Annotated in this window: 17 protein-coding genes; 8 read left to right on the top strand and 9 right to left on the bottom strand. The window is 70.0% G+C overall.

Going from position 1 to position 23,544, the window contains the following annotated elements; translation table 11 throughout:
• Positions 1 to 55: 55 nt before the first annotated feature.
• On the top strand, positions 56 to 1,228 hold the full coding sequence (locus ACIQF0_RS11115) for an MFS transporter (protein WP_401027393.1): 1,173 nt from the start codon (positions 56 to 58) through the stop codon (positions 1,226 to 1,228).
• 6 nt (positions 1,229 to 1,234) lie between these two features.
• On the opposite strand, the gene ACIQF0_RS11110 is transcribed toward ACIQF0_RS11115, so the two are convergent.
• The 3 genes from ACIQF0_RS11110 to ACIQF0_RS11100 form a co-directional block, all read right to left on the bottom strand.
• On the bottom strand, positions 1,235 to 1,918 hold the full coding sequence (locus ACIQF0_RS11110; RefSeq protein WP_401027390.1) for a DUF899 domain-containing protein: 684 nt from the start codon (positions 1,916 to 1,918) through the stop codon (positions 1,235 to 1,237).
• A 37-nt stretch (positions 1,919 to 1,955) separates the two neighbouring features.
• Positions 1,956 to 5,072 (bottom strand): GH92 family glycosyl hydrolase, encoded by a 3,117-nt coding sequence (locus tag ACIQF0_RS11105; protein WP_401027387.1) that lies wholly within the window; start codon positions 5,070 to 5,072, stop codon positions 1,956 to 1,958.
• A 74-nt stretch (positions 5,073 to 5,146) separates the two neighbouring features.
• A complete protein-coding gene (locus tag ACIQF0_RS11100; protein ID WP_401027791.1) occupies positions 5,147 to 6,307 on the bottom strand; it encodes a beta-ketoacyl synthase N-terminal-like domain-containing protein in 1,161 nt (386 codons plus the stop codon).
• Between the two features lie 202 nt (positions 6,308 to 6,509).
• Between ACIQF0_RS11100 and ACIQF0_RS11095 the strand changes: the two genes are divergently transcribed.
• The 4 genes from ACIQF0_RS11095 to ACIQF0_RS11080 all read left to right on the top strand — a co-directional run bounded on the left by ACIQF0_RS11095 (position 6,510) and on the right by ACIQF0_RS11080 (position 17,123).
• Positions 6,510 to 9,269: an EAL domain-containing protein gene (locus ACIQF0_RS11095; protein ID WP_401027385.1), complete on the top strand. Its 2,760-nt coding sequence runs from the start codon at positions 6,510 to 6,512 to the stop codon at positions 9,267 to 9,269.
• Positions 9,270 to 9,448: 179 nt separating this feature from the next.
• Positions 9,449 to 13,066 (top strand): family 78 glycoside hydrolase catalytic domain, encoded by a 3,618-nt coding sequence (locus ACIQF0_RS11090; RefSeq protein ID WP_401027383.1) that lies wholly within the window; start codon positions 9,449 to 9,451, stop codon positions 13,064 to 13,066.
• A gap of 192 nt (positions 13,067 to 13,258) precedes the next feature.
• A complete protein-coding gene (locus ACIQF0_RS11085) occupies positions 13,259 to 14,272 on the top strand; it encodes a S1 family peptidase (protein WP_401027380.1) in 1,014 nt (337 codons plus the stop codon).
• Between the two features lie 139 nt (positions 14,273 to 14,411).
• Entirely contained in the window at positions 14,412 to 17,123 is a 2,712-nt protein-coding gene (locus tag ACIQF0_RS11080; protein WP_401027377.1) for a glycosyl hydrolase family 95 catalytic domain-containing protein, read from the top strand.
• On the opposite strand, the gene ACIQF0_RS11075 is transcribed toward ACIQF0_RS11080, so the two are convergent.
• Positions 17,105 to 17,362, bottom strand: coding sequence for a hypothetical protein (locus tag ACIQF0_RS11075; protein WP_401027374.1), 258 nt, complete (start codon positions 17,360 to 17,362; stop codon positions 17,105 to 17,107). The genes ACIQF0_RS11080 and ACIQF0_RS11075 overlap by 19 nt on opposite strands.
• A gap of 61 nt (positions 17,363 to 17,423) precedes the next feature.
• Here ACIQF0_RS11075 and ACIQF0_RS11070 point away from each other — a divergent pair, with 61 nt between their 5' ends.
• A complete protein-coding gene (locus tag ACIQF0_RS11070; protein ID WP_401027371.1) occupies positions 17,424 to 18,011 on the top strand; it encodes a TetR/AcrR family transcriptional regulator in 588 nt (195 codons plus the stop codon).
• 3 nt (positions 18,012 to 18,014) lie between these two features.
• Here ACIQF0_RS11070 and ACIQF0_RS11065 read toward each other — a convergent pair whose 3' ends face one another.
• The gene (locus ACIQF0_RS11065) at positions 18,015 to 18,881 is read right to left on the bottom strand and encodes an NAD(P)H-binding protein (RefSeq protein ID WP_401027368.1); all 867 of its coding nucleotides are present in this window, start codon (positions 18,879 to 18,881) and stop codon (positions 18,015 to 18,017) included.
• 85 nt (positions 18,882 to 18,966) lie between these two features.
• On the opposite strand from ACIQF0_RS11065, the gene ACIQF0_RS11060 reads away from it, so the two are divergent.
• Positions 18,967 to 19,686, top strand: a complete 720-nt coding sequence (locus ACIQF0_RS11060; RefSeq protein ID WP_401027365.1) for a TetR/AcrR family transcriptional regulator — start codon at positions 18,967 to 18,969, stop codon at positions 19,684 to 19,686.
• On the opposite strand, the gene ACIQF0_RS11055 is transcribed toward ACIQF0_RS11060, so the two are convergent.
• From ACIQF0_RS11055 to ACIQF0_RS11045, 3 genes are all read right to left on the bottom strand, one after another.
• Complete coding sequence (locus tag ACIQF0_RS11055) at positions 19,643 to 20,485, bottom strand: lysostaphin resistance A-like protein (RefSeq protein WP_401027362.1); 843 nt, start codon at positions 20,483 to 20,485, stop codon at positions 19,643 to 19,645. The genes ACIQF0_RS11060 and ACIQF0_RS11055 overlap by 44 nt on opposite strands.
• 70 nt (positions 20,486 to 20,555) lie before the next feature.
• Entirely contained in the window at positions 20,556 to 21,500 is a 945-nt protein-coding gene (locus tag ACIQF0_RS11050) for an SMP-30/gluconolactonase/LRE family protein (RefSeq protein WP_401027360.1), read from the bottom strand.
• A 68-nt stretch (positions 21,501 to 21,568) separates the two neighbouring features.
• Positions 21,569 to 22,414, bottom strand: coding sequence for a helix-turn-helix domain-containing protein (locus ACIQF0_RS11045; RefSeq protein ID WP_401027357.1), 846 nt, complete (start codon positions 22,412 to 22,414; stop codon positions 21,569 to 21,571).
• Between the two features lie 102 nt (positions 22,415 to 22,516).
• Here ACIQF0_RS11045 and ACIQF0_RS11040 point away from each other — a divergent pair, with 102 nt between their 5' ends.
• Complete coding sequence (locus ACIQF0_RS11040) at positions 22,517 to 23,014, top strand: SRPBCC family protein (RefSeq protein WP_401027354.1); 498 nt, start codon at positions 22,517 to 22,519, stop codon at positions 23,012 to 23,014.
• On the opposite strand, the gene ACIQF0_RS11035 is transcribed toward ACIQF0_RS11040, so the two are convergent.
• Positions 22,971 to 23,510: a helix-turn-helix domain-containing protein gene (locus tag ACIQF0_RS11035; protein WP_401027351.1), complete on the bottom strand. Its 540-nt coding sequence runs from the start codon at positions 23,508 to 23,510 to the stop codon at positions 22,971 to 22,973. The genes ACIQF0_RS11040 and ACIQF0_RS11035 overlap by 44 nt on opposite strands.
• Between the last annotated feature and the right edge of the window lie 34 nt (positions 23,511 to 23,544).

The following is a 23,544-nucleotide window of genomic DNA, read 5'->3' as shown; positions in this document are numbered from 1 at the left end:
CGACCCCTGAGCCGATCGTAAGCGAGTCCGAAGAACGTCCCAGCAGGGTGCTCGCATGAGCGCACCACCCGAAACCGTCCAGAAGCTCCCCCTGTTCGCCCTGCTGTCCCTCGCCACCGCCGTCTTCGTCACCAGCCTCACCGAGACCCTCCCGGCCGGCCTGCTCCCGGCGATGAGCGACTCCCTGGGCGTGACCGAGTCCGCGACCGGGCAGACCGTCACGATCTACGCGCTCGGCACCGTGCTCACCGCGATCCCGTTGTCCTCGCTCACCGCGGGCTGGCGGCGCAAGACGCTGTTGCTGACGTCGATGGCGGGTTTCGCCGCCGCCAACACGGTCACGGCCGTGTCCTCGGTGTACAGCGTCACGATGGCGGCGCGGTTCGGCGCGGGTGTCGCCGCCGGACTGGCCTGGGCACTGCTCGCGGGCTACGCGCGGCGCCTGGTCGCCCCTCAACTGCAGGGCCGCGCGATCGCGATCGCCATGGCCGGCATCCCCGTCGCGCTGTGCCTGGGCGTGCCCGCCGGGACGTTCCTCGGCCAGGTGGCGGGCTGGCGCACGGCGTTCCTGTCGATGACGGCGCTGACCGCGGTGCTGCTGGTCTGGATCGTCGCGGCCGTGCCGGACCATCCCGGTCAGGAACGAGCTCAGCGGCCCAGGACGCTGCCGACCCTGCGCGTGCCCGGCGTGGCCCCGGTCCTGTTCGTCACGCTCGTCTTCGTTCTCGCCCACACGATCCTGTACGCCTACATCGCGACGTTCCTCGCCGGTCTCGGCATGGGCGGCGACACCGGTCTGGTGCTGCTGGTCTTCGGCATCGCGTCGATCCTGAGCATCTGGGTCGTCGGCGCCCGGATCCACCGCCGGCTGCGGCTGTTCACCGTCACGAGCGCGCTGCTGGTCGCCGTGGCCGCCCTGATGCTGGCCACGATCGCGGACGACCCGGGCCTGATCTACCTCGCCGCCGCACTGTGGGGCCTCGGCTGGGGCGGCGTGCCCACCCTGTTGCAGACCGCCGCGGGCAACGCCGGTGGCGAATCGGCCGACGCGGCCCAGGCGATGCTCGTGACGTTGTGGAACGTCGCCATGGCGGGTGGAGGTGTCATCGGCGGCGTGCTGCTCGACCTGAGCGGGAGCGGTTCGTTCCCGTGGAGCGTGCTCGTGCTGATGGTGCCGGTGCTGGTGGTCGTCGTCCTCGCTCGCCGGCACGGCTTCCCCGCCCGTTGACGAGCGTCAACCGGCGTCCACGGGGGTGCCGTACTCGTCGTGACGACGCCACCACTGGTACGGCGCCTCCTGCGGCCAGCCCTCCGGCGAGTCCTCCCACTCCTCCTGGCGGCCGAGCGGGGTGAGGTCGAGCAGGCTCCAGACGTTGCCGGTCTGCTCCGCCGACCGCGCGTTGGTGAAGTAGGTGCGGTAGACCTCGTCGCCGTCGCGGATGAAGACGTTGAGGCCGAAGTACTCGTCGACGCCGAAGTCCTTCGAGAAGTCGTCCCGCGTCGTGAACCAGGGCACCTGGTCCCAGCCCATGCGATGGCGGTAGCGCGTGATGTCGTCCTGCGGGGCGGCCGAGACGAGTACGAACGTGACGTCGCGGGCGTTGAGGTGGGCGAGGTGGCCGAGGTTGTCGGTGAACATCGCGCAGCCGCTGCAGCCGCCGTCCGGGTAGTCGGCGACACCAGGTTCGAAGAAGTGCCGGTAGACGATCAGCTGGCGCCGCCCGTCGAACAGGCCGGGCAGGTCCACCGACCCTTCCGGCCCCTCGAAGGTGTACCGCTTCTCGACGCGGACCCACGGCAAACGGCGGCGCTGCGCTGACAGCGCGTCCTTCGCGCGAGTGTGCTCCTTCTCCTTGCGCAGAAGGTCTTCCCTGGCCGCGTTCCACTCCTCGGCCGACACGACAGGTGGCGTCCTCACGCTAAGCCCGTACCCCGTGCCGGCCGCCCGGCAAACCTCAGCCGGTGCCGAGGGCGAACAGGTGGATCTGCTTGTCCGACGGCAGGGTCACGGCGGCGATCGTCTTGCCCTCCGGCGCGTCGAACGGCGCGGTGGCGAAGACGAACGCGGGGCCGGTGCCGCCCCAGTTCACGTTGCGGTAGCGGGGATGCGCGACCACGGTGTTGCCGAAGACCGGGTCGTTCGCGCTGCCGCCGGGCAGCACCCAGTCGCCGAACGACAGGTCGGTCTGGGCGGTGCTGCCGTCGGTGAAGGTGACGGTCGCGGTGCCGCGGTGGTCGCCGTTGCTCGCCGCGCCGACGAACACCAGGCGTTTCGGCTGCCCCGCCACGGTGACGGTCTGGCCTTCGGCGGCGACGTTGTCCGGGCGGCCTGCCGGAGGGGCGGGCCAGGTGAACGCGGTGCCCGCCACCTCGACCCGCTTGCCGCCGGTCAGGCCCGCCTCTGCCAGGGCCTGGCGGGAGTAGCTGTTGCCGCCGCCGTCCAGGTTGGCCTGCGACTTGGCGTCGTCGTCCGAGATCCCGGTGTTGTTGTAGCGGGTGACCAGGCTGCCTTCCGGTGCCACCAGGACCGTCACCGTGGTCGTGACCGTGCGGTGGTCGCCCTTGATGGTCACCGGGACGTCGTAGTAGCCCTCGGGCGCGGTCGCGCTCACCTGGAACTTCGCCTGGCCGTCGTCCAGGCGGAACCGCTGCGGTCCGGTGACGGTGAGCCCGGCGGGCGGGGCGGTGGTGACGGTGAGGTTGCGGTCCTTGCCCGCCAGCCTGCGCGCGGACACCGCGAACTCCGCGGTGCCACCGGGCCGCACCGTGATCATGCTGTTGGCGCTGGCCAGGAAGTCGTGCTCACCGTCGCGATAGGACGGTGGCGCCTCGTCGGCGTCCGTCGCCCAGCCGCGGTCCGGGGTGGCGCCGAGCTCGAAGTCGAGCCTGCCGCCGGTGCTGACGATGTCGCGGGGCAGACCGGTGCGCTCGTGGTCGCGGCCGTTGAGGTTCAGGTCCTGCACGTACATCGCGGTGGCCGAGGCCCTGGGGGCGTTGATGGTCAGGTCGCGGCCGGGCAGGTCGAGCACGATCTTCGGGAACAACGGGCTGTGCAGCGCCAGATCGGACGTGCCGGGCGTCGCGGGGTAGAGACCCAGTGCGGCCCACACGTACCAGGAGGACTGGGCGCCGAGGTCGTCGTTGCCGGGCTCGCCGTCCGGGGTGGGGCTGAACAGGGTGGTCATGATCTGCCGGACCACCTGCTGGGTGCGCCACGGCCGTCCGGTGTGGTTGTACAGCCAGGGAATGCCGAACGCCGGTTCGTTGCCCGCCCACATGTACGGCTCCTGCGGGCCCGCGTTGAGCTTGGTGGTGAACGTGTCGAGGCGTGCCGCCGCGGCGTCCTCACCGCCCATCGCGGTGATCAGGCCCGCCGGGTTGTGCGGCACCATCCAGCTGTACTGCACCGAGTTGCCCTCGTCGAACCCGTCCTGGCCGAAGCCGCCGCCGGGGCTCCAGGCCGGACCGTCCGGGAACCGCCCGTCGCCGTCACGTGGCTGGACGTGGGAGGTGGCAGGGTTGAACAGGTTCTGCCAGTTCTGGCCGCGCCGGGTGAACTCCGCGGCGGTCTTGCGGTCACCGGCGGCCTTCGCGAGCTGGGCGATGGCGAAGTCGTCGACCGACCACTCCAGCGTGATCGAGGCGCCGACCCGGTTGTGGTCGCCGCGGGCGGCGTCGGTGTTGGGCAGGTAGCCGCGCTTGACGTACTCGCCGATGCCCGGCCGTTCCTGGTAGGCGCCGGGCGTGGTGTCCACACTGGTCGCGCCCTTGACCAGGTACTGCAGTGCGGTCTTGAGGTCGAAGTCGCGCGCGCCGTACGCGTAGAGGTTGGCGATCAGCGGAACGGAGCTGTCCCCCGTCATCTGCGCGGTGTAGTCGTTGGCGAGCGGCCAGCGCGGCCACCAGCCGCCCTGCACCGCGTCGTTCACGAGCGACTGCGCCATGTCACTGGCCTCGCGCGGCCACAGCATGGCGTGCAGCGGGGCCAGGCTGCGATAGGTGTCCCAGTCGGAGAAGTTCGCGTACTGGGTGCGGCCGGCGGGCAGGGTGTGGATCTGGTCGTCGAAGCCGATGTACCGGCCGTCGACGTCGTTGAACGTGTTGGGGTGCATCAACGAGTGGTACAAAGCGGTGTAGAAGGTCTTCAGCTCACCGGTGTCCGTGCCGGCGACGCGGATCTTGCTCAGTTCGGTGCGCCACTTCGCCCTGGTGTCCGCGCGGACCTGGGCCGCGTCCCAGTCCGGGATCTCCTGGGCCATGTTCCGCTTCGCACCGTCCACACCGACGAACGACAACGCCACCTTGGCCTTGACCTGGCCAGCGGGGAAACTCAGGTACGCGCCCGCCTTCGGCGCTTTGACACCGCCGCTGCCGGGGCTGATCGCGTTGCCGTCCCACGTGCCACGAGCCGTGAACGGCCGGTCGAAGGTGATGGCGTAGTAGACGGTGTACTTGTTGGACTTGCCGCAGAAGCCGCCGGTGCTGGCCGAACCGGTCACCGTCCTGTCGTTCTCGATGGCCACCTCGGCCGCCGAGTTGCCCGACAGCGTCGCCCCGCCCTTGACCAGCACGTGGCCGTCGGCGGGCAGCGTGAACGTGGCCAGGCCGGTGCGGGTGGTGGCGGTGAGCTCCGCCCGGACCTTCGAGTCCTCCAACGTCACGGCGTAGTAGCCGGGCTCGCCCTGCTCGCTGGTGTGCTGGTAGCGCTCGACCCGGTCCCAGGGCTTCTCCCCCAGGTCACCGGTGATCGGCAGGATCGGCACGTCCCCGAACGCGCTGCACCCGACGCTGGCGTGCGTGAGGCTGAAACCTCGGATCTTTTCGTTGTGGTACTGGTAGCCGGCGTACGAGCCCAGCGTGTCCGGCGAGAACTGCATCATGCCGAACGGCACCGCCGGACCGGGAAAGTTGTTGATCTCACCAGCCGCGGCGTTGGCCAAACCGGTGCCGATGAACGGATCCACGTACGCCGTGGGGTCGGAGACCAGCGCGGGCTCCGGTTGTGCGGCGGCCACCACCGGAGCCGCGAGCACCAGCGCGGCCGCCATCACTACCAGTCCCCTGAAGCGCATAGATCGGAACTTTCCGCAGACCTGACACGCTGTCAACGTTGTCGACATCGATCTGGCCGGTTCCGGACACCGCGTCAGGAGGGCGGCGCCAGCACGATCGCCGAGTTGTGGCCGCCCATGCCAAGCGACGACTTGACCGTGAGCCCGTCGACGAGCGGCGTGAGCCCGTCCAGGAGGGCCGGATGCCCCGGCGCGACGACGGGCGGCGCCGGGATCACTCCGGTGTCGTACGCCATCGCGGTCACCGCGGCCTCGATCGCCGACGCCGCGCCCTGGCAGTGCCCGGTCAGCGGCTTCACGGAGTAGACCCCGGTGTCCGGCCCGAACAGCTGCTCCAGGACGGCCGCCTCGGCGGTGTCGCACTGGGCGGTGCCGGGACCGTGCGCGTTGAGGTAGCGCACGTCGGCGGCGTTCACCCCGGCGTTGTCCAGCGCGTCGGTGAAGCACGCGGTGATCTGGTCGAGCTGCGGATCGATCGACGTCACGTGGTACGCGTCGTGCGACATCGCGCCGCCCAGCGTGAGGGCGTACGGCCGGGACGCGTGCCGGGAAAGGACGAACGCCACCGACGCCTCGCCCATCACGAAACCTCTGCTGCCCTGTTGGAACGGACGGCACGCGTCGAGCGGCTCGGCGTCCACGATGGCCACACCGAGCCGGACGAAGTGAGCGACGTTCTCCGGCGTGAGAGAAAGATCCGTCGCGACGAACACGACGTCGTCGACGATTCCTGCGTCCAGCCACGCTTTCGCCGTGATCAGGCCGGCGTTGCCCGACGCGCACATCGCCGAGACGTTCATGGCCGGCCCGTGGAAACCGTATTCCTGCATCAGCATCGACATCGGCGTGGACGGCATCAGCGCCAGATAGTCGTGCACCGGCAACGATCCCCCGCGCGTGACGTAGAAATCGCGCCACAGGTCGACCTCGCCCAGCACCACGGCGTGCAGGAGACCGACCCGGCGACCGGGACGCCAGCCGCGGGTGCCCGCGTCCTCGATGGCCTCTCTGGCCGCGGCTCGCATGGCCTGCGCGAACCGGCTCGGCCCGTCGAGCGGATCACCGCCGTCGCCGACTCGCGCCGCCCAGACCGTCTCGCCGGGGTTCCTGCCCAGCTCGGGAACAACGGTGGCGGCGGGTTTCCCGCTCGCCAGACCGTCCCACAGAGACCGGCGGCTCCAGCCGTACGCGCTGACGACGCCGATTCCGCAGATGCTCACACCTCGCGCGACCATATCCAGCTCCACCACCGAGGGCCGACACCTCCTACCAGGGTAACTGCCCTGAACAGCTAGCGGGTGAGCGATCTATTGGTCCACAATGGACACTGAAGTCGACCCCCTGATCAAGCGGCGGTGTCCGGGTACCGATATAACGGCACACCATGTTTACGCCAGACGGATGCGCCTGCGGCCGCCTGTGCGGTAGGACTTCACGATGGCCACGCCACCGCGAATCCGAGGGAGCGCAGGACCTGGGAGCCACGACGTGAGCGGCCTGATCGGTGACGCCGAGTTCGACCACGAGCTGCTGGCCGGCCTCGCGCTCTCGATCGGCGCCTCGGTGGTGTGGTGGCTCGACCTGCGCGAGGACCGCCTCGGCTGGATGCCGGGCCTCGACGTGGTCGTCGGCGTGCCCGGCGCGGACCCCGAGACCGTGCGCGCCGCGCTGGCCGCCCTGGTGGCGCCGCTGACGGTGGCCGCGAGGTCGGCTCCCGCCTGGCAGGACTTCGAGCTGGAACAGCCCGTCGAGACCCCGGCCGGCACGCGCCGGCTCCAGTTCCGCGCCCGCGTGTCGACCCGCGACAACGCGCCGGCGCTGGTCGGCGTCGTCGCCGACGTGACCTGGCGGCACACCCAGCAACAGCAGCTCACCGACCTCGCGGACCGCTACCGGCTCCTGGTGGACCTCTCCCCCGACGCGATCGTGGTGCACGAGTCGGGCCGGATCGTGTACGCGAACCCGGCCGCGGTCCGGTTCGTCCGAGCGCTGTCCGACGGCGAGATCCTCGGCAGGCTGATCACCGACTTCGTCCACCCCGCCTCGCAGCAGGAGATGCTGCGCCGGATCGCGAAGCTGACCGAGCCCGGCGCCGCGAGCGAACCCGCGGACGCCGTGCTGGTCCGGTTCGACGGCGGCACGACCGACATCGAGTCGGTGTCGGTGCGCACCACGTGGGAGGGCAGGCCCGCGTTCCAGGTGATCATGCGGGACGTCACCGAGCAGAAGGCGGCCGCGGCGGCGTTGAGCTACCAGGCCGCACTCGCCGCGCACGTGAGCGACGCGCTCATCGCGACCACCGCCAGCGGTGTCGTGACCAGCTGGAACCCCAGCGCGGAGAACGTCTACGGCCACCTCGCCGCCGACGCGATCGGGCGGCCCATCGGCCTGGTGGTCGGGGCGCCGCTCGATCCGTCGGCGATCCTGGACGCGGGCGGCGTGATCCAGGCGGAGCACCGCAGATCCGGCGGCGAGGCGCTCGCGGTGCGCGTGTCGGTCGCCAGGATGGACGACGGGTACGTGCTGATCTGCGCGGACGAGACCGCGCGCAGGCGGGCCGAGCACCGCTTCACCGCGGTGGTCGACGCCATCGAGGAGGGCGTGCTCGTCGTCGGCGCCACAGGCCTCGTGGAGTCCGTCAACCCGGCCGCCGAACGGATCCTCGGCGTGGGCGCGCACGAGGCGACAGGCGAGCTCGCGTCGTCCGTCGGACTGCACGACGAGGCGGGCAGGCCCATCCCGCTCGAACGGTTCCCGTCGGCCATCACCCGCACGACCGGCAGAGCGCAGCACGGACGGATCGTCCGGGCGCCCCGGCCGGACGGCAGCCACGTCTGGCTGTCGCTCAGCGCCCGCCCGCTCAGCCAGGACGGCACGCTGCCGACGGCGACGGTGTTGTCGTTCACCGACATCACCGAACGGCGCATGATCGACACCCGGCTCGAGCACGAGGCGACGCACGACGCGTTGACCGGCCTGAGCAACCGCACGGTGACCATCAACCGGCTCAGCCCGCCCGCCAGGGCCCACCGGTCGGGACTCACCGCCGTGCTGTTCATCGACCTGGACAAGTTCAAGGTCATCAACGACTCCCTCGGCCACAGCGCGGGCGACGAGGTGCTGCGGGTCGTCGGCTCGCGGCTGAGCCTGAGCGCCCGCCGCGGCGACGTCGTGGGCAGGCTCGGCGGCGACGAGTTCACCGTCATCGCGTACGGCGTGACGGGCGAGGACGAGGCGACCGCCCTCGCCGACCACATCCGCTCCGAGATGAACCGGCCCATCACCGTGGACGGCCGGCAGCTGCACGTCGACGCGAGCGTGGGCATCGTGCTCGCCGAGCCCGGCGACCCCCGCGACGGCGCCGACCTGCTGCGCGACGCCGACCTCGCGATGTACCAGGCCAAGACCAGGGGGCGCGGGCGGATCGCGTTCTTCGACGTCGAACTCCGCGACCGCATCCAGCGCCGCCTGCAGCTGGAACAGGACCTGCGGATGGCGCCGCTCAACGACGAGCTGTGGCTCGCCTACCAGCCGATCGTCGACCTCCGCACGGATCGGCGCACCGCCGTCGAGGGCCTGCTGCGCTGGACGCATCCCCGGTACGGCCTGATCTTCCCCGGTGAGTTCATCACGCTCGCCGAAGAGAGCGATCTCATCAACATCGTCGGCGCGCACATGCTGCACACCGCCGCACGCGAGATCGCCGAGCAGGCACCGGATCTGCAGCTGACCGTGAACCTGTCCGCACGCGAGCTCGACGACCCGTGGCTCGTGTCGGCCATCCGCAACGCCACGCACAAGGCGGGACTGACGCCCGCCTCGCTGTGCCTGGAGATCACCGAGAGCGCTCTCATGCGCGACCCGGCACTGGCCGCCCGCACCCTCTCCTCGTTGCGCGACCTGGGAGTGCGGCTCGCGATCGACGACTTCGGCACCGGCCACTCCTCGCTCGCCCAGCTGCTCACGCTGCCGCTGGACACGCTCAAGATCGACCGTTCCTTCACGGCGGGCCTCGGGCGTTCCGACGAGGCGACCGCGATCGTCACCAGCATCATCGCCATGGCCCACGCGGTCGACCTGACCGTGATCGCCGAGGGGGTCGAGCACCCGGAGCAGCTGGAGATCCTGCGGGAGCTCGGATGCGACCAGGCGCAGGGGTATCACCTCGGGCGGCCGGCGCCGCTGGCCGAGCTCTGACTTTGTTGACGGTGTGACCGGGCAGGTCCTAGGGTCGGTGCAGCACCAAATTGAAACGTTTCAATCGGCCGCCTGCGTTACCAGCACTCCCCTAGCCCAGGAGAAACGCGATGCGAAGTCGATCCCTGCCGCACGCCCCCAGTCGGTTACTCTGCGTAATATTGTCGGCACTTCTAGCCATGTCCGTGATCATCGTGGTCCCCGCCGCGGCGGCTCCCGCCGATCTCACCGGAGCGCACTGGATCTGGTACCCCGAGGGCAATCCCGCGTCCTCCGCCCCTGCCGAGCACCGCTACTTCCGCCGCACCTTCACCCAGCCCGCCGGGCAGGTCGGTGAGGCCCGGCTGGTCGTCACCGGCGACGACACGGTCGACGTGTGGCTCAACGGCGAACCTCTCGCCGCGTCCGCCCGCTACGTCAGCTCCTGGCAGCGCGCGGTCACCGTCGACCTGCGCTCCGCCCTCGTCACCGGCACCAACACGCTGGCGGTCGCGGTGCGCAACACCACCGCCGGACCGGCGGGCCTCGTCGGCCGCGCGCGGATCGTCACCGGCGGCACGGCCACCGACCTGGTCACCGACGGGGCGTGGAAGGCGGGCCGGGGCGCGGGCGAAGGCTGGGAGAAGCCTGCTTTCGCCGACGGCGCCTGGCCCCAGGCCGCGGACCTCGGTTCGTACGGGATCGAGCCTTGGGGCAGCGGCGTGACCACGACCGATCCGGGCGAGGCGACGCCGTTGACGGTCGCCTCGATGACGACGGAACGGCGCGTCGCCCCACTGGGTGTGGACGCGAGGCGGCCGAGGCTGGGCTGGACGCTCACCTCCACGGCCTCCGCTCAGCGGCAGGGCTCGTACCAGGTGATCGTCGCCAGCACGAAGGCACTGGCCGAGGCCGGGACCGGTGACCTCTGGGACAGCGGCCGGGTGCACGACGAGCAGTCCGTCGACGTCCTCTACGCCGGCGCCGCGCTGACGTCGCTGACCGCCTACCACTGGCGGGTCCGCGTCTGGGACACGCAGGGCAGAGCAGGTGGCTGGAGCGCGGTCTCGTCGTTCGAGACCGGGCTCTACAACGCCGCCTCGGAGTGGCGGGGAGCGTTCGTCGGCGGGCCGGTCGGCCAGGGCTTGGACGGCGCCACCTGGATCTGGTACCCGGAAGGGTCACCGACGGCCGGTCTGCCGCCGATGACGAGGTACTTCCGCAAGACGTTCACTCTCGCGTCGGTGCCGGCCGCCGCCACGCTCGCGGTCACCGCCGACGACACGGCGACCGTGTGGGTCAACGGTGTGCAGGTCTACTCCAGTCCGCAGGTGGAGCACTCCTGGCGGCGGGCGGGCGTGATCGACCTGACCGGCCGGCTGCGGGCCGGTGCCAACACCATCGCGGTGTCGAGCGCCAACACGTCCGACTCCCCCGCGGGTCTGGTGGCCAAGCTGTCCGCGGACGCCCTCGTGGTGCAGTCCGACGGGAGCTGGAAGGCGTCGACCCAGTCCCCCGCAGGCTGGGAACAGCCGGGGTTCGACGACGGCGCCTGGGTCCAGGCGAGGGCACTGGTCGGCATCGGCGGAGCGCCGTGGGGCAACGAGGTCGTCGTGCCGCAGCCCGCACCGTTGCTGCGCAAGGGTTTCACCGTGACCAAGCAGGTGCGCAGCGCCCGGTTGCTCACCACCGCGCTCGGCATTCACGAGACGCAGCTCAACGGCGCCAAGGTCGGTGAGGACGTGCTGGCACCGGCGTGGACCGACTACAACAAGCGCGTGCAGTACAAGGTGCACGACGTCACCAGCCGCATTCGCCAGGGGGACAACGCTCTCGGCGCGTGGCTGGGCAACGGCTGGTACTCCGGCAGCCTCGGCATCGGCGGCAACAGGTTCTACGGAACACAGCCGTGGTACTCGGCGCAGCTCGTTCTGACCTATGTGGACGGTACGACGCAGACCGTGGCGACGGACGGTTCCTGGAAGTACCGGGCCAGTCCGATCATCGCCGACGACCTGTACCACGGTGAACGCCAGGACGCCCGGCTCGCGATCCCTGGATGGGACGGTGCCGGCTTCGACGACAGCGGCTGGCGGTCCGCCCAGGTCCGGCAGGGCGCGTTGCCGAACCTGGTGGCGCAGGTGGACGCCGGCACGAAGGTCCAGCGGGATCTGCGCCCGGTGGCGCTGACCCAGCCCAAGCCGGGCGTGTGGGTCTTCGACCTCGGCCAGAACTTCTCCGGCTGGAACCGGCTGCGCGTGCAGGGTCCCTCCGGCACCACCGTCACGTTGCGGCACGCGGAGGTCCTCAACTCCGACGGCACGCTCTACACCACCAACCTGCGCGGCGCGCAGGTCACCGACCAGTTCGTGCTGGCGGGCACCGGCCAGGCCGAGACCTTCGAACCGAGGTTCACGGTCCACGGCTACCGCTACGTCGAACTGACCGGTCTGCCCAGCGCGCCGACACTCGACACGATCACCGGCCGGGCGGCGTGGACGAACGGCGAGGAGATCGGCGGTTTCGACACCTCGGACGCGATGCTCGACAAGCTGCAGAACGCCATCGTGTGGGGCCAGCGGTCGAACATGCTCTACGTCCCGACCGACTGCCCGCAGCGCGATGAGCGGCTGGGGTGGACCGGGGACATCGCGTCGTTCGCCCCCACCGCCACGCACAACCTGGACGTGTCCGCGTTCCTCGACAAGTACACCGACGACCTGGTCGACGCCCAGCGCTCCGACGGCGCGTTCACTGACGTCGCACCGAACGTCGGCGGCATGGGCGGCGGCACCGCGGCGTGGGGCGACGCGGGCGTGATCGTGCCCTTCACGCTCTGGCAGCGGTACGGCGATCTGCGCGTGGTGCAGGACAACTTCGCCGCCATGACGAAGTGGGTCGACTACCTGCGTTCGACCGCGGAGGCGGATCTCATCCGTGATCGCGGCGGATTCGGCGACTGGCTCAACGTCAACGACGACACGCCTCGCAACGTCATCTCCACGGCGTACTTCGCGTGGTCCGCACGGCTGGTGTCGCGGATGGCGCAGGCCATCGGGAAGACGGCCGAGGCGGCGTCCTACGGTGCGCTCGCCGACCAGGTCTCGGCCGCGTTCACCAACCGGCTCGTGGCCGCGGACGGCACCGTCTCCGGAAACACGCAGACGGGGTACTCGCTCGCGCTGGCCTTCGGGCTGGTGCCCCAGGGGCGCGTGCAGTCCCTGGTGGACAAGCTCGTGGCCAGGATCCGGGCCGCGAACAACCACCTCACCGTCGGGTTCGTCGGGGTGTCGCACCTCCTGCCGGTGCTGGCCGACCACGGCCGGGCCGACGTCGCGTACCAGGTCCTGATGCAGCCGGACTACCCCGGCTGGGGCTACATGATGAACAAGGGAGGGACGACCGTCTGGGAGCACTGGGACAGCATCCGTCCCGACGGGTCGTTCGAGGATCCGGGCATGAACTCCTTCAACCACTACGCGATGGGCTCGGTCGGCGACTTCCTCTACCGCACCGTCGGAGGACTGAGCTCGGCCTCGCCCGGCTACCGGTCGTTGCTCATCGCGCCGAAACCGGGCGGCGGGCTGACCTCGGCCAGGTCGTCGCACCGGACGCCGTACGGGGAGGCGGTCAGCGAGTGGAACACGACCGGAGGGCGCTTCACCCTCCACGTGGTCGTGCCCACCGGGACCTCGGCCGTCGTGCGCGTGCCGGCGACCACCGCGGTGACGGCTCCGGCCGGGGCCGTTCCGCTCGGCTCCGGTTCCGGCGTGTCGTCCTTCCACGTTCCGGCCGGTGACTACACCTTCACGGTGTGACAGGTGAACGGTTCGGCGCGGAGCAGTCCGCGCCGAACCGTTCATCGCTAAATTCCCTTAATACTATTATCGGCCGTTCGCCGCCCAAATTTTTATTAGGCATCTGGACCGTTTTCCCGAAACGCAGCACTCTGGCTGTGCACCCCGCAACCCTGCCGGGGGCGATTCTCGTTGCACAGTCGGGAGTTCTCGATGCGCATTTTCCCTGCCACGCTCACGTTGGTGTCGATAGCCGCGCTGGCGGCCGGTTTCGTGTCCGCACCCGCCGCACAGGCCGATGTCTCCACTCTGGAAACAAGGCTCGGCACGTCCGCCGCCGGGTCCTATCTGGACGATTCCGGAAAGCTCGTCGTCACAGTGACCGACCAGGCCGCGCTGGCGACCGTGACCGCGTCCGGCGCACGAGCCCGGCTCGTCCAGCACAGCGCGGCCACCCTCGAGGCCGGCACCGCCGTTCTGGACCGGACGGCGAAGATCCCCGGCACCTCCTGGGGCACGGACCCGGTCACCAACCAGGTCGTCGTGTCCGCCGACACCACCGTGACCGGCACGGCGCTCGCCCGGCTGAAGACCGTCGTCGCCGGCCTGGGCGGCACCGCGCGACTGGAGCAGGTCCCCGGGTCGTTCCGGACCACCATCGCGGGCGGTGACGCCATTCTCGGTGGCGGCGTCCGCTGCTCGCTCGGGTTCAACGTCAAGAGGCCCGGCACCAGCACCGCCTACCTGCTCACCGCCGGCCACTGCGGCAACCTCACGTCCACCTGGTCCACCTCCGGCGGCCAGGTCATCGCGTCCAGGACCGGGACCAGCTTCCCCGGCAACGACTACGCGCTGTTCCAGTACACCAGCAACATCAGCAGGCCCGGTGAGGTCAACCTCTACGACGGGACCCGGCGTTCGATCGACAGCGCGGGCAACGCCGTGGTGGGTCAGACGGTCGGCCGCAGCGGCAGCACCACCGGGTTCCACCGCGGCAAGGTCACCGGCCTCAACGTCACCGTCAACTACGTGGACGGCACGACGGTCACCGGCATGATCGCGACGACGGTGTGCGTCGAGGGCGGCGACAGCGGCGGGTCGTTGTTCGCCGGCAACACCGCGCTCGGCCTCACCTCCGGCGGCAGCGGGAACTGCACCAGCGGCGGGCGGTCCTTCTACCAGCCCGTCACCGAGGCGCTCAACGCCTACGGGGTGACGGTCTACTAGCCGACCGAGTGATCGGAGCTGTGCCGGGAAAAACCGGTCCCCGCTGGGGCATCCGACGTATTGACGCTCTCGATACGTCGGATGTTAACTGGGTGTGACACCGCCCTGTTCACCTTCTCCCTGCTCCGGAAGGTGCTCCATGAGGTCGCTTCGTCTGTTGCCCATCGCCGTGCTCGCAGGCGCCACCCTGACCGCCATCGCTCCCGCCGTCGCCGCACCCGGCGACGTCGCGTTCTCGAACTCGTCGGGCCGGCTCGACGTCGACCACGCGAACTACCTGTCCCAGCACGACCTCGTCTACAACCGGCCGAACACCAACCCCGACCACGGCCTGACGGTAGGCAACGGCCGGACCGGCGCGATGGTGTGGCAGTCCGGCGGCCTGAGCATGCAGGTGTCCAATGTGGACGCCTCGCAGCAGACCGCGTTCGGCGCCGGACTGCTCAACCTCGCCACCTCGCCCGCCATGGACACCGGCTACAGCACGTTCCAGCAACGACTTTCGCTGTACGACGGCACGTTGACCACCAAGTACGACAACAACCGCACCGTCACCATCATGGGCCAGCCCAACTCCGAGGTGATGGGCATCCACGTCGAGGACACCCGCGGCGGCGTCGGCGCGGTGACGCTCGAGCTGTCGCTGTGGGACGTGGCGAACCTCGGCAACAGCGGCGACGTGCCGGACATGACCACCTGGCGGACGGTCAGCAGCTACGCGGACGCGTCCGGCGCGGGGATCAGCCGGGGCCAGACCGACGCGCAGCGCTTCGGGTACACGCTCGCCGCGACGGTCGAGGGCGCGAACTACAGCGCGTCCGTCGTGAACAACAGCCGCGTCCGCCTGTCGATCACCCCGTCGCAGAGCTACACGGTCTGGTTCACCGCCTCCACCCGGCTCAACGCCCCGGGCAACAACTCCGTCAACCAGGCGAAGAACGCCCTGAACGCGGTGAAGTCCACCGGCTACGGCACGACCTTCACCAACTACCGCAACTGGTGGCACAACTTCTGGCAGAAGTCGTTCGTGCAGTACGGCGGAATGGGCGGCGAGGCGGACTACCTGGAGAACGTGTACTACCTGTCCACCTACCTGGTCGCGGCCGGCGGGTACGGCAACTACCCGTTCCACTTCATCAACGGCGTGTTCCGCGCGACGGGCGACGCGACGAAGTGGAGCAACTCGTACTGGTACTGGAACCAGCGCGACGTCTACAACTCGTTCCTCGCGTCCAACCACGTAGACCTGATGAACACCTTCAACAACCTCTACAGCCGCAACTACAGCGCTCTCAAGGCGTACACGCAGACGCGCTACGGCGTGGACGGCCTGTGGGTGCCGGAGACCATGGGCTGGGACGGCAACGCCCGCGGCACGATCAACAGCGACTACACCAAGAACGTGCTGTCGACCGGGTACGAGGCGGCGTTCAACATGTACCTGCAATATCGGTACACCAACGACGCCGACTACCTGCGCAACGTCGCCTACCCCTACATCCGCGAGGTCACGAAGTTCTACTCCCGCACGCTGTCGGTCGACGGCGGCGGGAAGTACTACATGGCCAACTCCAACTCCCACGAGACCTACTGGAACGTGCGCAACGCGATCACCGACCTCGCGGCCGTGCGCAGCCTCTTCCCGATCGCCCTGACGGTGTCACAACAACTCGGGGTCGACGCGAACCTGCGGCCGGAGTGGCAGCGCATCCTGGACAACCTGGTCGCGTACCCGCAGGAGAACGGCGCGTACCTGCCGCACCAGCCGCCGTTGTCGCAGACCCGCAACGGCGAGAACGTGGCGTCGGAGCTGATCTGGCCGTACAACGTCACGGGTCTGGGCTACCCGGACTACCAGACCGCGCTGAACACGTGGAACAGCAGGCCTTTCCCGTACGGCAACGTGTGGGCCAACGACGCGGTCCAGGCCGCGCGGCTCGGTCTCGGCGACCAGACGTTCACCGGCATGAAGCGGATGTTGCAGCAGTACCAGAACTACCCCAACGGTTTCACCAACAACACCAACGGGGTCTTCGAGTACCACGGCGTGCACCTGTCGGCGATGAACGAGGCGTTGCTCCAGTCGTACAACGACAAGATCCGCGTGTTCCCCGCCGCACCGACCAACTCGTCGTTCGTCGGCAAGTTCACGCTGCTGGCCAAGAACGGCTTCCTCGTCAGCTCCGAACGGGAGGCGAACGAGACCAAGTACGTCGGCCTGCGCAGCCAGTGGGGCGCCACCGCACGGGTGGTGAACCCGTGGGGCGGTCAGCAGATCCGCGTCCGGCGCACCTCGGACAACGCGGTCCTGCTGACCACCTCGGCCGCCGAGTTCGAGTTCGCCACCGCGGCGAACGCCACCTACGTCGTCGAACGGACCGCCAAGCCGCTCAGTTCGTACGCCACCACCCGTCTGACCGGCAGCCAGAACCAGGGTGCGAAGTCGTTGAGCGGCAAGGCGTCCACACTCGGGCTCAACGCGAGCGGCGGCGGCCTGGTGAACAACACCGAGGGCGGCTACGACGGCAACTGGCACCTCACGACCGGCCGTGGCTACGGCGACTACAACGACGACACCCACCACTCGACCACCGTGAACGCCGCCGCGACCTACACGTTCACCGGCACCGGCATCCAGTACCTCTCCGAACGCAACGGCGACATGGGCACGGTCGACGTCTACCTCGACAACGCGTTCCAGTCCACAGTGGACCTCCGTGTCACCGGTGCACGCCAGGTGCAACAGGTGGTGTGGCAGAAGTCCGGCCTGACGCGCGGGCAGCACACGATCCGCATCGTCAACCGCAGCACGTCGGTGGGCATGATCGACGCCTACCGCGTCACACCCTGATCTCCGCGAGGCACACGCAGTCGAAGCGGGTCGCCGGGCGACGGAGTCTCCGGACTCCGTTCGCCCTCGACCTGGATCTCGATGTTCGTCCGGTGCGAGATCGGGTCCCAGATCTCCTCGATCGGCGACAGCATCGACCCGCCACCACCCCGGCGGCGGGCCCGCGCGGCGTACAGGACGAACACCGCCAGGCCGAGCGGCACGCTGAGAAACGCCGCCAGAGACCCCAGAAGCTCCATGCGCCCGACGGTACAGTAACGTCGTGTTTCCAGAAACGGTCTGTTACTGAAACGGCGGGCGATGATCCGGCTGACCCGGGCTGAGCAGCAGCAACGCACCCACGAACACCTGCTCGCCACTGGGCGCGAGGTGTTCCTGCGCCGCGGCTTCCTGGCGGCGACGGTCGAGGAGATCGCCGCCGACGCCGGGTACACCCGCGGCGCCGTCTACAAGCACTTCGGCGGCAAGGAAGGGCTGTGGCTGGCGATCGTCGAAGCCGGCGCGGACGCCCACCTGCACGGGCTGCGGGACGCGCTCGGCCGTGCCACCAGCCGCGACCAGGTGCTCGCGGCCCTCGCTCCCGCCGACCCCACCGACGAGGACGCCGCGAAGTGGAGCGCGGCGGCCGCGGAGGTGCTGGCCGCGACGGCGCAGCAACCCGAGACCGCGACCCTGGTCGCCGCCATCCAGCGGCGGCACGACGACCAGGTCGTCGCCCTGCTCACCGAGCACTCGCAGCGCCTGGACCTCGACCCCGCGATGCCGCTGGACCAGGCGGTGGTCATGCTCGGCGCCCTGGGCATCGGACTCGCCCTGCGGCAGGCGGTCGCCCCCGCGTCCGATCCCGGCGCCATCCTCGCCCACGTCCTGGGCACGATCTTCCGGTGACCGTCAGGGCTGGAGGCGCACGACGTCCTCCAGCACGGCGCGCACGGAGATCGCCGGTCGTCCGAGCAGGTTCTCCAGCGCCGGGTCGGTGACCGCGAACTGACCGGCCCGCGCCGCGCGGAACATGCCGAGCGTGAACTCGGCCGCCGCGGCCGGCATGCCCTGGGCCACCACCGTCTCCTTCCACTCCTCGTCGTCCACGACGACCCGCTTGACGTCGCGGCCGGTGATCTCGCCGAGAACGCGTGCCACGTCGGCGAAGTCGAGCAGGTCCGGCGCGGTGAGCGGCGGCGTCAGGCCGTCGAGCGCGCCGGGGCGCGTCAACGACAGGACGTCCGCCTCGACGAGGTCGGCGTGCGCGGTCCAGGAGAACGGCCCGTCCTCCGGCAGCCGGAATTCACCGGTCCGCAGCGCGGCGGGCACGTAGTGCTCCAGCGTGCTCGTGTAGAAGCCGTGCCGCAGGGCCGTGAACGCGACGCCCTGGCCGGCGAGGTGCCGCTCCGTCGACGCGTGCTGCCGTCCCGGGTCGAACAACGAGTCGGGCGAGGCCGCCTGGTGGCTGGTGTAGAGCACGCGTGACGCGCCCGCTCGCACGGCGGCGTCGATCGCGGCCACGTTGGCACCGGCGGCCTGCGGGCCCCTGATCGAGGCCGAGACGACCAGCACCTGGTCCGCGCCCTCGAAGGCGTGCTCCAAGGTGGACGGATCGGTGAAGTCGCCTGCCCGGACGCGGACGCCGCGAGCGGCGAGTGCCGCCGCCTTGTCCGGGTCGCGGACGCTGGCGCCCACGGTGCCGGCGGGAACGTGGTCCAGCAGCTTCTCGACGATCTGGGCGCCGAGCCTGCCGCTGGCTCCGGTAACGATGATCATGCTTCCTCCTGCGTGAACCAGTGATTCGTTTTCACGCTACCATCGATTCGGATCGTTGGTATCAACTTCCTGATACCATCGATCCATGTCGGAGCCGACCACCACTGACACCCGGTCCGGGATCGTCGCCGCCGCGGCCCACCTGCTCCGCACGAGCGGCGCCAAGGCGGTCACCACCCGCGCGGTCGCCCAGGAGGCGGGCGTGCCACCGCCGACGATCTTCCGCCTGTTCGGCGACAAGGACGGCCTCCTGGAGGCGGTCGCGGAGCACGTGCTGGCCGGTTACGTCGCCACGAAGGCGGCGAAGGCCGCCGGCGAGGACGGCGACCCGGTCGAGGACCTGCGGGCCGCCTGGCACGCCCACATCGCGTTCAACCTCGCCAACCCCGACGTGTTCCTGCTCCTCGTCGCGCCGGGGCGGCTGCGGAACTCCTCCACCACCAATGACGGCACCGAAGTGCTGCGGGCGCGAGTCGCACGGGTGGCGGCCGCGAGGTTGCTGAAGGTGTCCGAGGCGCGAGCGGTCGACATGATCCACGCCGCCGGCACCGGCGCGGTGTTCGCGCTGCTGGGGCAGCCGGAGGACCGCCGCGATCCGGACCTCGCCGCCGCGTTGCTGGACGCGGTTCTCGGCGAGATCCTGACCTCGGCGTCCGTCCGGCCCGACTCCGGGCCCATCGCTCTCGCCGTGGCGCTGCAGGCCGCACTGCCTGACTTCCCGGCGCTCAGCGAGGCCGAGCGCACTCTCCTGGCGGAGTGGCTCACCCGTGCTGTAGCCGAACTCCAGGACCGTCCACAGCGGTGACCGGCACGTTCCGGCGCAGCGAGATCGCCACCACCGCGACGAGAAGCTGCACCGCGAGGACCACCGCCTGCGTCATCGGCGAGTAGGCGTTCAGCACGGCCGACGTCGCGTTGACTCCGAAGTGGACGGCGATGGCCGCGGGAACACCACCGAGCTCGTAGGCGTAGCCGGTCAGCAGTGCCATCGGGAAGACGCTGAGCGTGAACAGCAACCCGCTCCAGCTCAGCAGCCCGAAGCCCGCCTGCACGGTTCCGGTCATGAAGAACAGCGGCAGGTGCCAGACCGCCCACGCCGCACCGAGAACCAGCCCGACGCGGAAGCGCCCCATCCTCGCCAGCAAGCGCGGGTAGGCCGTGCCGCGCCAGCCCGGTTCCTCGGCGAGCGGGCCACCGACGAGCATGCTGACGAAGAACGGCGCCGCGCCACCGGCGGTCGCGATCAGCGCCCGTCCCTCGTCCAGACTCAGCGCCGGACCACCAAGTGCCTGCGCGAGCACCGTGCCGCCGGCCACCGTCGCGACCGCCAGCATCAGCAGGGGTAACGCCCACAGCAGCCGGGCGTTGAGCCGGAACCTGACGGTGTGGACGGGAACCGGCCCGCCACGCCGGCGAATCCTGACCGCGATCGCGCCGAACACGGGGCCGAAACCGCCGAGCAGGAACGGGATCACGGTCGGGAACGTCGTCGGCGGCTGTCCGAGCACGATGGCGACGAGCCAGAACCCCCACGTGGTGATGAAGGTGACCGTGAAGAACGTGGCGAGGCCACTCCCCCGGCCGGCCCGCGCGTTGTCGTTCATCCTCTGCTCCTCAGGTGCGATCGCTATCAGTTTCGAGAACATTATCAGACTTGATAGCAGTGTCGAGCCCTCAGTGCCCGAGGCGGGCCAGCAGCAGGTTGGGGTCCGTCGCGGTGAGGTAGGCGGCGCTCGGCACGTAGACGGTCCGGCCTCGCACCGCGATCGAGGTCGGGCCCTGCAGGCCGTCGGCGGCGGTCAGGACGACCTCGTGCGTGCCGTCGGACTTGACGAGCGCGACCTCGTTCACGGTGTCCAGCGCGGCGATGATCTCGTCGCCCCTGCCGGTGAACGCGAAGTCGTCGATGCCGGCGAGACCGGTGGCGGCGACCTGCACGGGACCAGCGCTTCCGTTGGCGCGCAACGGGATGCGCAGGACCGTGCCCTGATCCAGGTTGGTCACCCACACCGAGCCGTCGTGCAGCTTGAGACCGTTCGCGCCGAGGAAGCCCGTCGGCTGGAGCTCCTGGCCGGACGCCCAGACGGTCGCGCCCCCGGTCGTCGGCACCTTCCACACGGCGCCGGTGGAGTCGGCGACGTAGAGGGTGCGGGTGCGCTGGTCCAGCGCGAGACCGTTGGGCAGGCTCCCTGCGGGCAACGGCGCGATGCGGCGCGGTGTCCCGCCCGGCCGCAGGCTCCAGACGCCGGTGAGGTCCGCGGTGCCGGTGGCGTAGAGGAAGTACAGGGTGCCGTCGGACGCACGATCGATGCCCACCGTGAGCGGGAAGCCCAAAGCGGGCGTGCCGGCTCCGCCGTCCGCGGGTGCGGGCAGCGTGGCCAGGATCCGGACCCGGCCACCAGGCGAGATCTCGGCGATCTGCCGGGCCTTCGCGAAGGTCACGTACGCGGTTCCGTTGGGAGACAGCACGATGCTCTCGGGCGTCTGCCCCTTGGCCAGGTCGAAGTGCTGGACGACCTGCGGAGCGCACAACGCGGCGGCGTGCGCCGGTGTCGCGGCGAAGGTGGTCGCGGCCAGGATCGCGGCGACGAAGGCCTTGCGGACATGCTTCGCAGACATGGGTTCCTCACTGTTTTCGGGCGTGCGGCAGCGCCGCACCCTTCTGATGTTGTTGCTGTGCGGGCGTTCTACGCCCGGATCAGGTGAGCGAGCAGGGACAGCGCGACGTCCGACGGGGAGCCCGGCGGGGCGGTCGCGACCACGATGCTCGGGCTCGGTCCGTTGCTCAGGGTCTGTTGCGTGACGACCAGCGGACCGACGAGTGGATGCCTCATCTCGTACACGGCCGTGGCGCAGGCTTTCACGCGATGGTCGGCCCACATCGAGGCGAAGTCCGTGCTCCTCGCGCTCAGCTGCCCGACCAGTTCGTGCAGCGCGGCGTCGTCGGGATGCTGCCCCGTCATCAGACGCAGGTTCCCCACCACCGCCTTGGCCTTGCTCTGCCAGTCCGCGTACAACTCACGGGTGTGCGCGTCCAGGAACACGAGCTGAGCCATGTTCGGCCGTTCTGCCACCCGGTCCACCGCGGTGAAGTCCAGGTGCCCCGCGAACAACGCGTGTCCCAGCCTGTTCCAGGCCAGCACCTCGCTGCGACGGCCGAGCACGATCGCGGGAACGTCCGCCAGTGCGTGGAGCAACTGGACGGTCGCCTCCGGCACGCGTTCGGGAGCGGGGCGGCGTGCCCTGCGCGCCTTCGCCGGCTTCGCCAAGGCGTGCAGGTGCTGCCGTTCCGCGTCGTCCAACTGCAGAGCGGTGGCGAGCGCGTCCAGCACCTCGGGTGAAGCGCTGAGGGAGTGTCCCTGTTCGAGCCGCGTGTAGTAGGAGACGCTCACACCGGCCAGCTGCGCCAGTTCCTCCCGGCGCAGACCTTGCACGCGTCGCCGTTCGCCGTAGGTCGGGACGCCGACGTCCTCCGGGCGAAGCTGCGATCGCCTCGTCTGGAGGAAGTCCCCGAACTGTGCGGTTCCGCTCATGGATTCGAGTATGGGCTGCGATCAGGAGCGGTACCTGTCCCAGCCAGGGATACGCAGAGCAGGGAGTGGTCCGCCCGCGAGGCACCCGCTGAAGTGGGCTCCATGAGCACAGTCACCGAGCTGGACCCGTCCGATTTCACCTTCACGCGCCGCACGTGGATCGATGCCGAGCCAGGCGACGTCTACGGCCTCGTGAGCGATGTGTCCGCGATCAGCCGCTGGAGTCCCAACGCGAGCGACGTCGCGTTCGACGAGGGTTCCGGACCCGAGGCCGGCGCGTGGTTCAGCGGCCGCAACCGCAGGGACGGCAAGGAGTGGACCACCCGGTCGCAGGTGGTGAAAGCCGAGCCGGGAGCCGTTTTCGCCTTCGTGGTCGACGGCGTCGTGGAGTGGAGCTGGACGTTCGAGGCCCACGACCGCGGCACCGTGGCGGAGCAGTCGTGGCGGTTGCTGCGCATGGATCCGGTGCTCGGGGGCACTCGCGCGGACGTGGAAGCGTTGCGCGACTACATGGCGGCCAGCGCCGAGGCCACGCTCACCGCGCTCGCCGACTGGGTCACTCGGAACCCTTCGGCTCGTCGGGCACCACGACGAGACTGACGACCCGCCGCCGACGTCCGCCGTCCCGCGCCCCGCCCATCCGCGACAGGACCGCGTGCTGGATCTCCGCGTTCATCGCGGCGAACTCCTCGTCGGTCAGCCAGACCGCGGCCTGCTGGTAGAGCACGCCGTCCGCGTGCGGATCGGCGCCGTCGTGGGCGAGATAGCGGTCGAAGTCGCCCATCAGCGAGGCGGCGAACGTCGAGTACGACCGCAGGTGGTCCTCGCGGGTCATCGCGGCGCGCGCGTCCTGGTCGACCGCGGCCTCCTCCTTGCGCACCCGGTAACTGCGCTCGACCGTGCCGCGGACACGGCGTTCGTCCGCCACTTCGAGCACGCCGCCCTCCGCGAGAACCGCGATGTGCCGGTACATGGTGGCCGGCGCGATGTCGGGCAGGCGTTCCCTCAACTGGGCCGTGGTCAGCGGATCAGTCTCGAACAACGCCTGCAGGATGCGCATCCGCACGGGATGCAGGAGGAGGTCCGCGGTCGCCATGTCCCCATCTTCTCACGTACGGTAATGTTCTCAG

Source organism: Lentzea sp. NPDC092896, from assembly GCF_044754905.1.
GTDB lineage: Bacteria > Actinomycetota > Actinomycetes > Mycobacteriales > Pseudonocardiaceae > Lentzea.
Note: the sequence above shows the minus strand (reverse complement) of the source record. Positions and strands in the feature narration are given on the sequence as shown.

What these genes read in the sequence shown, in the direction of transcription:
- ACIQF0_RS11115 (WP_401027393.1), top strand. Translation starts at nt 56, where the DNA reads ATGAGCGCACCACCCGAAACCGTCCAGAAGCTCCCCCTGTTCGCCCTG.
- ACIQF0_RS11105 (WP_401027387.1), bottom strand. Translation starts at nt 5,072, where the DNA reads ATGCGCTTCAGGGGACTGGTAGTGATGGCGGCCGCGCTGGTGCTCGCG.
- ACIQF0_RS11100 (WP_401027791.1), bottom strand. Translation starts at nt 6,307, where the DNA reads ATGGTCGCGCGAGGTGTGAGCATCTGCGGAATCGGCGTCGTCAGCGCG.
- ACIQF0_RS11095 (WP_401027385.1), top strand. Translation starts at nt 6,510, where the DNA reads ATGGCCACGCCACCGCGAATCCGAGGGAGCGCAGGACCTGGGAGCCAC.
- ACIQF0_RS11090 (WP_401027383.1), top strand. Translation starts at nt 9,449, where the DNA reads ATGTCCGTGATCATCGTGGTCCCCGCCGCGGCGGCTCCCGCCGATCTC.
- ACIQF0_RS11085 (WP_401027380.1), top strand. Translation starts at nt 13,259, where the DNA reads ATGCGCATTTTCCCTGCCACGCTCACGTTGGTGTCGATAGCCGCGCTG.
- ACIQF0_RS11080 (WP_401027377.1), top strand. Translation starts at nt 14,412, where the DNA reads ATGAGGTCGCTTCGTCTGTTGCCCATCGCCGTGCTCGCAGGCGCCACC.
- ACIQF0_RS11075 (WP_401027374.1), bottom strand. Translation starts at nt 17,362, where the DNA reads ATGGAGCTTCTGGGGTCTCTGGCGGCGTTTCTCAGCGTGCCGCTCGGC.
- ACIQF0_RS11070 (WP_401027371.1), top strand. Translation starts at nt 17,424, where the DNA reads ATGATCCGGCTGACCCGGGCTGAGCAGCAGCAACGCACCCACGAACAC.
- ACIQF0_RS11065 (WP_401027368.1), bottom strand. Translation starts at nt 18,881, where the DNA reads ATGATCATCGTTACCGGAGCCAGCGGCAGGCTCGGCGCCCAGATCGTC.
- ACIQF0_RS11060 (WP_401027365.1), top strand. Translation starts at nt 18,967, where the DNA reads ATGTCGGAGCCGACCACCACTGACACCCGGTCCGGGATCGTCGCCGCC.
- ACIQF0_RS11055 (WP_401027362.1), bottom strand. Translation starts at nt 20,485, where the DNA reads ATGAACGACAACGCGCGGGCCGGCCGGGGGAGTGGCCTCGCCACGTTC.
- ACIQF0_RS11050 (WP_401027360.1), bottom strand. Translation starts at nt 21,500, where the DNA reads ATGTCTGCGAAGCATGTCCGCAAGGCCTTCGTCGCCGCGATCCTGGCC.
- ACIQF0_RS11045 (WP_401027357.1), bottom strand. Translation starts at nt 22,414, where the DNA reads ATGAGCGGAACCGCACAGTTCGGGGACTTCCTCCAGACGAGGCGATCG.
- ACIQF0_RS11040 (WP_401027354.1), top strand. Translation starts at nt 22,517, where the DNA reads ATGAGCACAGTCACCGAGCTGGACCCGTCCGATTTCACCTTCACGCGC.
- ACIQF0_RS11035 (WP_401027351.1), bottom strand. Translation starts at nt 23,510, where the DNA reads ATGGCGACCGCGGACCTCCTCCTGCATCCCGTGCGGATGCGCATCCTG.